This window comes from Ciceribacter sichuanensis, from assembly GCF_024055605.1.
Classification (GTDB): Bacteria; Pseudomonadota; Alphaproteobacteria; order Rhizobiales; family Rhizobiaceae; genus Allorhizobium; species Allorhizobium sichuanense.
Genome location: NZ_JAMXLX010000009.1, coordinates 146,613 through 156,037, shown reverse-complemented (window position 1 = coordinate 156,037; position 9,425 = coordinate 146,613). Strand labels below are relative to the sequence as shown.

General features: G+C 58.5%; 8 protein-coding genes. 5 read left to right on the top strand and 3 right to left on the bottom strand.

Annotation, left to right across the window (positions count from 1 at the left end; genetic code table 11):
- Positions 1–265: 265 nt before the first annotated feature.
- The gene (locus tag NBH21_RS22260) at positions 266–1,048 is read right to left on the bottom strand and encodes a glycoside hydrolase family 16 protein (protein ID WP_250915133.1); all 783 of its coding nucleotides are present in this window, start codon (positions 1,046–1,048) and stop codon (positions 266–268) included.
- Positions 1,049–1,387: 339 nt separating this feature from the next.
- On the opposite strand from NBH21_RS22260, the gene NBH21_RS22255 reads away from it, so the two are divergent.
- The 4 genes from NBH21_RS22255 to NBH21_RS22240 all read left to right on the top strand — a co-directional run bounded on the left by NBH21_RS22255 (position 1,388) and on the right by NBH21_RS22240 (position 6,073).
- Complete coding sequence (locus tag NBH21_RS22255; protein ID WP_250915132.1) at positions 1,388–2,839, top strand: hypothetical protein; 1,452 nt, start codon at positions 1,388–1,390, stop codon at positions 2,837–2,839.
- On the top strand, positions 2,836–4,011 hold the full coding sequence (locus NBH21_RS22250) for a polysaccharide pyruvyl transferase family protein (RefSeq protein ID WP_250915131.1): 1,176 nt from the start codon (positions 2,836–2,838) through the stop codon (positions 4,009–4,011). Before NBH21_RS22255 ends, NBH21_RS22250 begins: the two co-directional genes overlap by 4 nt.
- Positions 4,012–4,439: 428 nt before the next feature.
- On the top strand, positions 4,440–4,979 hold the full coding sequence (locus NBH21_RS22245) for a Crp/Fnr family transcriptional regulator (RefSeq protein ID WP_250915130.1): 540 nt from the start codon (positions 4,440–4,442) through the stop codon (positions 4,977–4,979).
- Positions 4,980–5,392: 413 nt separating this feature from the next.
- Positions 5,393–6,073 (top strand): response regulator transcription factor, encoded by a 681-nt coding sequence (locus NBH21_RS22240; RefSeq protein ID WP_250915129.1) that lies wholly within the window; start codon positions 5,393–5,395, stop codon positions 6,071–6,073.
- A gap of 231 nt (positions 6,074–6,304) precedes the next feature.
- On the opposite strand, the gene NBH21_RS22235 is transcribed toward NBH21_RS22240, so the two are convergent.
- Together NBH21_RS22235 and NBH21_RS22230 are read right to left on the bottom strand one after the other, a co-directional pair.
- The gene (locus NBH21_RS22235; protein ID WP_250915128.1) at positions 6,305–6,505 is read right to left on the bottom strand and encodes a hypothetical protein; all 201 of its coding nucleotides are present in this window, start codon (positions 6,503–6,505) and stop codon (positions 6,305–6,307) included.
- 29 nt (positions 6,506–6,534) lie between these two features.
- Complete coding sequence (locus NBH21_RS22230; protein WP_250915127.1) at positions 6,535–7,710, bottom strand: glycosyltransferase; 1,176 nt, start codon at positions 7,708–7,710, stop codon at positions 6,535–6,537.
- Positions 7,711–8,134: 424 nt separating this feature from the next.
- Here NBH21_RS22230 and NBH21_RS22225 point away from each other — a divergent pair, with 424 nt between their 5' ends.
- Complete coding sequence (locus NBH21_RS22225) at positions 8,135–9,391, top strand: polysaccharide biosynthesis/export family protein (RefSeq protein ID WP_250915126.1); 1,257 nt, start codon at positions 8,135–8,137, stop codon at positions 9,389–9,391.
- The last annotated feature ends 34 nt before the right edge of the window (positions 9,392–9,425 follow it).

The window sequence follows — 9,425 nt, the reverse complement described above, 5'->3', positions numbered from 1 at the left end:
GCTGGTCATTGGGGTGAACCCTGAGACCGATAGGGACCTGTGAACTAAGTCATTCGGCCAGTCGGGACACATCCGGCCCCTCCGCTATCCCCTCGTCCACCCATTCGGCTGGCCGAAAGCACTATCGTCGCCAGGCACCACACGCCCGATGCGATCGCATTGGAGGCAAGGGAAAACAAACACATGCGGGAAAGAGACCATGCTGCCGGCAGTCTGCAGGCCCGCTTCTGATAATTGCGCTCATGGTGAAGATAACGGCTCGGGGTCAGTCGAGCGTGTAGGCCCTGGCATAGTCGACATACATGTAGGAGGGATCGGGGGTCAGAGCCCTGACGCCCTCCTCGACCAGAGCAAGATTGATCAGCATGTACATCGGCTGGCGATGCTCCGGCTGTGTCTCGGTCTTCCAGACAAGACGGCCATCAAAATACATCCGGATGAATACCGGATCGATCTTTACGCCATAGGTATGAAATTCGGTCGGGTCGGCATCCTTGAAGACCTCGACGCGCTTGCCCTTGGAATAGTGTTCCCCGCCCTTGTGCCACACATGGACGACGGATGAGTAAGCCTCCGGTTTATCACCGTAGAACTCGAGCACATCGATTTCCGCAGTCGCCTTGGAACGGTCACGGCCGATCAGCCAGAAAGCCGGCCAGACGCCGGACCCGAGCGGCAGGCGCGCACGGATTTCGAAATAGCCGTATTGCTGGGCAAAGCCGTTACCCTTGGTATCGACAGAGGCGAGCATGCCGGACCGCCAGTCGCCCTCTGCGTCGCTGCTGGCCTCTATGCGAAGCACCCCCTCATCCGTAGTAAAAGGGAAGCCTTCCTTGGGCGCAGCAAAACGTGCGCCCCCGAAATCTCCGGACCACGGCGTATGCGCGATCCAGCGAGTTCCCGGCCCCCATTCGGAAACGTCGAGATCTTCGAATTCCTCGGAAAAGGAAAGCGTCATGGCGGTGAGGTCGATGCCATCGCCGCTGTCGCCTGAAGCGGCTTCTTCGGCATGCGTAGCCGGAACCAGCAGGAAAGCTGCCAGGGCCAATCCCGCAACCCAACCGCCCGAACCTCCACGAAGTCCAAAACCACACCGGAAGCTGGCGTATCGTTGCTCGAAGTACGACATGGCAAATGCATATCGCGCCGATCACCTAGCCGCATAGAACCGAATTCGGATCGGTCCCTACCGAAAAAGACTTAAGCGCAGATGTAAATACAGGGGCTTTCCTTCCATGCTAAATTATCGAGCGCTCACAGATAGTTGAGCGAAGACTGAGGTTTGAATGCCCGTCGATGCCGAGTTTCCGGACGCGGGCGGGAGTTGCCGGAATGGCTTCTTGCCTCCGGCGCCCTTCGATGATCCGCCGGACGGGACGAGGACCAAATGGGTATTGAGTTGATGGGACTGATCACCATCCTGGTGGGTTGCGTGATCCTCGCGGCGCCCGCCACCTGGGCCTTCACCATCATGGTGGTTTCGACGGTCTTCGGCGCTGCGGCGGCGATCGGCCTTCCGGCGCTTGGCGGACCGACGGTGCTTGTGCCAAGCCTGTTTCTCGTCTTCTTCGCCATTCGGGTGCTCATGGCCGCCGGAGAGGGCCCGCTGCTTGTGTCCATGCAGCCGGGGCGAGCAGGCTTCTGGCTTTTGCTGCTGACGGCCTTCGGCCTGCTGAGTGCGATCTACTTTCCGAGACTGTTCGAAGGCATGACCGACACGATGACGGTGGAACGCGTGAGCAGCACGCGCTCAACGATTGCGCTGACACCGCTTCGCTTTTCGTCCAACAACATCACCCAGACCGTTTACGCTCTGGGCGGCCTTGTCTGTTTCGCTGCGGTTTTCGCCTATTTTCGCCACGCTGGAAAACCGGAGCACCTGATCAAGGCCATCCTCCTGCTTGCCGCCGTGGACCTCGGCTTCGCGGTGATCGATGTCGTCACCTATTTCACCGGCACGGAATACCTGCTGAGCTTCGTCCGTACGGCAAACTACGCCCTCCTCACCGCCTCCGAGAAAGGCGGCCTGAAACGTATCTCGGGAACGTTTCCTGAGGCCTCGGCCTTCTCGGAATATACGCTCGTGCTGTTTGCCGTGATGGCGAGCCTCTGGCTCGACCGGGTGCGCACACGCGACACCGGCATCCTGTCCCTGGCGCTGTTGGTGGCGCTGCTGCTGTCGACATCCGCAACGGCTCTCATCGGCGTCGGCGTGGTGGTACCCTATCTGTGGACACGCGCAGTGCTCGGCACGATGCGGGGCTCGACAGGAGAAGGGCGGCCGGTCTTCATCGCCGCCTGTGTCGCTATCATTCCGCTTGCCATCCTCACGACATTCGTCGTCTTCCCGGGCCTCGTCGATCAACTGGGTGACTTCCTCGACGAAATGCTGCTTTCCAAGGCCGAGAGCCAGTCGGGCAAGGAACGCTTCATGTGGAATGCCATGGCCCACGAGGCTTTCCTCAACACCAATGGTTTCGGAGCCGGTCTCGGAAGCGCTCGCGCCTCGAGCTATATTCTCGTTCTGCTTTCCAATCTGGGCATCGCCGGAACCGCGCTGTTTGGATTATTCGTCTTTTCCATCCTGATCGGCCGGTCGCAACCCACCTCCCGTGACGAGGACGTCACCGGGGCAACGATACGTGCTGCAAAAACCGGCCTGATCGGTCTGCTGACTGCGGCCTGTATTTCCGGCACCGTCTACGATCTCGGACTGATGTTCTACATATTGGCCGGAAGCGTTGCCGCCCTTGCAGGCGAGCGCATGTCCGTGGAGAGGCCGTTTCCCGTCACCGGCAGTTTCAATGGCTTTCCGGGTATCCGGGATGGACGCCAATGAAGATCCTGGTCTTCAACGTCAAATACAGCGAGAACCTTGGGGACGGCATTCTCGCCCAATGCATCGAAAACGCGTTGACCATGGACGCCGGCACGCAGGTCGAGACGATCGACCTTGCCGGACGCACCGGGTTCGGCACCACCCACCAGCATCGCCAATATGCCATCCATGTTTTGCACGCCCTGCCCTCCTTCGCCCGTCGTCTCGCGGTCGCGTTCATTCTCCGGCCCAAGCTTGAAAAGCTCGAAAAGGAATGGAGCCGAAAGCTTGCTTCCGTCGATGCGGTCGTGCTGGGAGGCGGAAACCTTTTTCAGGATGACGACCTGAACTTCCCGCTCAAGATCGGCACGCTGCTGGATTGCGTGCGTCGCAGCGGCAAGCCGCTGGCGATCTATGCCGTCGGCGTCGGCGAAGACTGGTCGGTCAAGGCGCGCGAACTATTCGGCCTCGTCCAGCAGACGGACCTCGTTCACCTCTCCGTTCGCGACGGCAAGGCGCTCGAAAACTGGAACAGACATTTTCGAGAGGGGCCAACCCCCGCCATAGTTCCCGATCCCGGTCTGCTCGCTGCCCATTTTCTCGAGCAGGTAGAGGATCTCGACCGAACCGGAGGCAAGGTCGGCATCTGCGTAACGGACCCGGTCATTCTCATGCGCCACGCTGGCAGGCGTTCGCCGGATATCTGCTTCAGGACGGCAGCGGAATATCGCGAGCTTATCCGTCTTCTGGCCCGGCAGGGCTATTCCGTCCGTCTTTTTACCAATGGCGCGAGGGAGGACCAGAGATTTGCCGAGAAGATCCTCGATGACGAGGACATGATACTCTACCGTGCCACCGGCGTGATCGACCTGATCGAACGCCCGCAGCTGCCCGAGGATGTCATCGGTATTCTGCGATCGCTCTCCGTGGTCGTCGCTCACCGGCTGCATGCGTGTATCGCAGCCTATTCACTCGGCGTGCCGCATGTCGGCCTGGGATGGGATAGCAAGGTCGCCAGCTTCTTCCGGTCTGTTGGTCGCGAAACCTATTTTGCCGGGGGCAAGACGGCGTCACCACCCCATGTCGCGGCGCTGGTGACGGCCGCCGTGGCCGATGGAATCGACCCGGACAGGCATGGCGCAACACTCGTCGAAGCGCTCGAAAGCGTGCGGGGCATGCAAAATAATCTTTGACACCTCACGCAGCGAAAGGCCCATTTTGGGGCAAGCCCGCACGTCATCGGTCGCGCATAATCACCGTTTCATGAAATAACATTTTAATTCAGGACAAACTAATATTTGTCCATTGAAAACTTATTGTCGTTTCAATTGTGAAAAATCCTTAGATTTTTACTAAAATTGACAACAATTTTAGCGCGTGCAAGTCACTTTCTTATCTTATTATTTGCTGATACACTTTTTCTCCATCAAAAGGGGTAGTTTGGGTGGGCGTTTGAATGAGTAACGGGAATCTGTCGAACGACAGACAAGCGGTAACATTTCAGTACAGTAAACATGGGCCGAAACTCAGTGGAGCATTTCTGCGCAGTTTCCCCGCCGGTGCCACCATCTTCGAACCCGACAATGACAGCTCGCGAATCCTGTTCATAAAAAGCGGGTGGGTGATCTCCAGCAAGAACCTGTCCAACGGCACAAGGATCGTCACGGAGTTTGCTCTGGGCGGCGACATGCTCTCCTCGGTTTCGGCCGCGCTGGCACAGGAAAGCGTCCAAGCAGTCTCGCCTGTCACCGGCTATGAATTCGTCGGCCAGCTGACGGGCAAGGGATCCGACGTCTCTTCGCAGCTTTCCCTCATCATCATCATCGAAATGATGAAGCGCCAGGCCCGGATGGCGGAGCGCCTTGCCAATATCGGCCGGCGTGATGCTCTTGAGCGAACCGGCCACCTGCTGCTCGAACTCGCGACCCGCTCGGGCGTGAGTACCAGACCCGGCTTCGATGGCTTCGAATGCCCGCTCAAGCAATCGGATATAGGCGACGCCGTAGGCCTCTCGACAGTCCATATCAACCGTGTCCTCAAGGACATGAGGCTGAACGGCCTCGTTTCATTCAGGAACGGGATTGTCGAGTTCCTGAACCGGAGGAAGCTTGAGGAACTCATCGAGTTCGACGCTTCCTATCTGGCAGGCCACATGGGCTAACCAGCCAGACCCCGAAACTTTTGTAAAATATATCGCCCAGCATCGATTTGGCGCGAAATTACGATACCTAATGCACGGTATTATATTTAGTTTTCCGGACTAATCACTTCGGGTAATACTTTCATTAAAAGCATAATCCACACGCAAATTACGCAGTAATTCTTACCCTATTACGACTATAAATTAACTCACGTTAATGCGGTCGATATAATTTTATGAAAACGTTTAACCGTCGTCATCCAGAAATACAGATATCCGTTCGATAACGCCTCAGACAATTGGTCAAAATGGCACAGGTATTTACTGCCCTGACGACGTAGAAGAAGAATGCAAAACATAACAGGGACAGGAGAAGAACGATGAATACACACACTGCACTTCCCGATAAAATCGCATCTCTTCAAAAGGCAGACTTGAATTATATTCACTCAATTTCGGAAAGCGTCACACCAGCTTCGGAATCGGAGAAATATATACTGATTATCGATCCGCGGGCGCTTGATCGCGAATGCCTGTCGCGGAGCCTCTCGATCTACAACCCGGCGATGAACATCGTCACGACGGGGTCGGTCGAGGAATGGCGCAAGCGACATATGTCCGATCAACCTTCGGCGGTCCTGCTGGTGTTCGGCAGCAAGAAGCTCACCGAGAGCGGGGCCTGTGAAAAGATTACCGGCGTGGTCGATGCCTTCAGGCAGAGCCCGGTCATCGTCATCGCCGATTCCGACGATCTCGGGGACATCCTCAAGGCCGTGGAATCCGGCGCCTGCGGGTACATTCCCACAAGCGTCAACATCAGCGTTGCGGCGGAGGCAATCGCCCTGGCGCGAGCCGGTGGCGTTTTCATTCCCGCAAGCAGCATTCTCGCCAGGAAGGAGGCACTGAGTTCGATGGTAACCGGCTCGACCTACTCCAACGAGGCGTTCACACCACGCGAGATCGAAGTTGCAGAGGCCTTGCGCCGCGGCAAGGCCAACAAGATCATCGCCTATGAGATGAACCTCTGTGAAAGCACCGTGAAGGTTCACATCCGTAACATCATGAAAAAACTGAACGCGACCAACCGCACGGAAGTCGCCTTCAAGCTGAGATGATCCGGAAACCGGCGGGCGGGACACAATGGTCCACCCGCCGGATCGAAACTCACGTTGAAACTACATGAAAGATACAAGGGTTGCGTGGACGCTTGTCCTCAAGGAGAGGCAGTCACGCAACCCTCTGTTTTTGCGCCGGCAAGAAAGCGACGTTTTTCAACGTGCGAAATCCGGACCGTCGAACCATACCTGGTTTGCTTGGCTCGCACGCTCTTGTCGCGGCAACTCTCCTTATTGCAGGCGAACCATCCACCGGGCAGCGAGCAGGATCAGCACGACCATCAGCACACAAACACCGATGGCGTAGAAAACAAGATATTCGATCGGATAGAACAGCAGAGCCGGAAGACCGGCGGCCTTCCCGGGCAGCTTGCCCACTCCTCCCATGCCGTGCCTGTCGAGCGCGATGTAGCGTCTCATCATCAGGTTCATCGTTCCCCTCCCCACTCCCGATACCCTGATCAATGCAGAGGAACCGGCCTGTCGTCGTTGTAGAGATATGGCGCAGCCACCATGCCCGTTTCCCTCGCACCGGGTGCCTGTTTTGCCGCAAGCTCGTCATCGATGATTTTCTGCATGCTGGCGCGAAACTTCGCGAGGCTGAAACGAGCCGCATGCATGCGGATAGCTTCCGCGCGGAAGCCACGTTCCTGCTGTTCGAACGTCTCGACCGCCTCGATCAGCGCCTCGACCGACTGCTCGTCAAACAGTATGCCGGTCTGCCCGTGGATAACGGTTTCAAGGGCTCCGCCACGTCCGTAAGCGATCACCGGCCGGCCGCTGGCCATGGCCTCCACCGGAACGATGCCGAAGTCCTCCTCACCCGGAAAAATCAGGGCTCGGCAGCGGGCGAGATGGGCCTTGAGCACCGGAAAGGCCGTGCGGCCCATGAAGGTCACGCTTGGCCCTGCAATCCGTTTCAATGCCTCCACATCCCCCTTAGCACCCTCTCCGATGATGACCAGCTTGCGCTCCATCTTCGAGAAGGCTCGGACAGCCAGGTCGATCCGTTTGTAGGGAACGATCTGGCCAGCGCAGAGGTAGAAGTCCTCGACGCCGGTTACCGGCGCGAAGTCCTCGACGGAGACAGGAGGCGGAACGACCGTGGCGGACCGCCGGTAATATTTACGGATACGCCCGGCGACGTGATGGGAATTGGCGACGAAACGGTCCACCCGCAGGCTGGAATTGGCATCCCAAGATCGAAGCAGAGGCGCGAGCACGGGCATCGTGATCCGGGCAGCCAGCCCCGCATTGTCCCGATAGGAATGATAGTGATCCCAGAGATAGCGCATCGGCGAATGGCAATAGCAGACATGCGCCGCATGGGGCGGCGGGATAATGCCCTTGGCCGGGCCGGATTCGCTTGAAATGATCAGGTCGTAGCCGCGAAGATCGAGGCTTTCGAGTGCGAAGGGCATCAGCGGCAGCAGCGACTGGTAGTAGCGCGTGGCACCTGGTATCCGCTGCAGGAAGGACGTCGTGATCTTGTGGCGGCGTATCTTTTCGGAAATCTTCTTCTCATCGCAGACCAGCGTGAAGATGTCCGCTTCCGGATACATGTCGCAAAGCGCCTCGACGACTTTTTCCCCGCCCCGCATCGACACGAGCCAGTAATGAACGATCGCTACCCGCATGTTTCCCTCACGCACAATTGTTAAGGGCATCATAGAAGCGGCGGACGCGACGGGCACAGGACCACCTTAGGGCTGCGGACATAGTCAAAGTGAGGAATGGACCGGAACGAAGGCGGCTGAACTGGCTGATCGGACAGGATAACGATGCTCCCACCGATCAGCCTTCATCCGTTCGAGGTGAAGGCTTAGGCCCCTCTACCCTAAGGGAGTAGCGTCACCGCAACACGCAGGGGATTTACTCGCATCGCTTTGAGCCGACAATCGGCGATCAGAGGCCTGGCCTTACGTTCGAACCTGAAGGGCAGACCCGACAGGTCCTGTGTTGCCGAAATTGCGAGGCGCGTTCATGCCGATTGTATCTTTTGGAAAGCGGCAGCTTACATCCCGAAACAGAAGCCTATTGCTCGTCTGTGCGTTGACGGGATTGCTCCATATTGTCCTCTCCTCGGGCGGCGCCATGGCCGCTTCCGGCGACGGATATCGCCTGCGTCCCCAGACAAGAGTGAAAGTCACGATTGTCGAATGGGTCGCATCGACGGGCGAATACAAGGAATGGACGGCGCTCAACGGGGAATACTCCGTCTCGCCGCTCGGAACGATCTCGATCCCGCTCATCGGCGAACTGGTCGTCGTGGACGACACGACCACCGACATGGCGGATCGCATTGCCCGTGCGCTGAAGGAAAAGACCGGTCTTGCCTCGCCTCCGGTCGCAACGGTCGAGGTTATGAAATATCCGATGATCTATGTCTCGGGCGCGGTCGACCGGCCCGGAGAGCTTGAATTCCGGCCAGGTCTCACCGTCATGCAGGCCATTGCAATGGCTGGCGGACGAGAGCGCCGGACAAACCCCAACGGCTCCAACGATCTGGAACAGATCCGCTATGCCGGCGAGTTGAACCGCTACGACCTGTCTCTCCAGCAGCTTTCGGCGCGCCGGGCCAGGCTTGCGGCGGAACTCAAGGGAAGCCCGACCGTCGACTTCCCGCCCGAGCTTCTCAATGCCCGGGACCAGAGCACCGGCCGGCTGATTACGGAAAGCGAGAACAGCCTGTTTGTCGCCCGTGCCGAAGCCCTGAAACGGCAGCTGGATTCGCTCGATGAACTGCAGGCCCTGCTCCAGAACGAAATAAAGGTGCTGGAGGAAAAGAGCGCGGTGCAGGAGCGCCAGATCAAGATCGCCCAGCAGGAACTCGCCAGCATCGCATCGCTCGTCGATACCGGAACACTGGCGAAATCCCGCGAAACCTCGCTTGAACGCGTGGTCGCCGACCTCAGCAGCGGCAAGCTCGATCTCGTCGTCGCCGCCATGCGCGCCAAGCAGAAGGTGAGCGAGACGCAGCGCGACGCGATCGCGCTGAAGGGACAGTACCGCACGGACGCAGGGCGCGACCTGCAGACGGTCGAGGCCGAAATCGACGACACAAAGCTGAAGCGGGCCACGACCCTGCAGCTCCTGCAGGCAAGCGGCGCCTCGCTGTCCCGCTACAACGCCATGAAGGCGCTGGAGATCCAGCCGATGGAATACTGGATCACGCGCCGCAACGACGTGCGTTCGCCGACCAAGGTGTCGGAGACGGCGACACTCGAGCCGGGGGACGTTCTCGATGTTCGCTACGACGTATCCGCGGGGCTGGCCGGCCCGCTGCAATTGTCCAGCCGGCCGCAGCAGTCGCAGTAATCAGTTCAGTGGGGCAGGCAATAAAAACAACAGG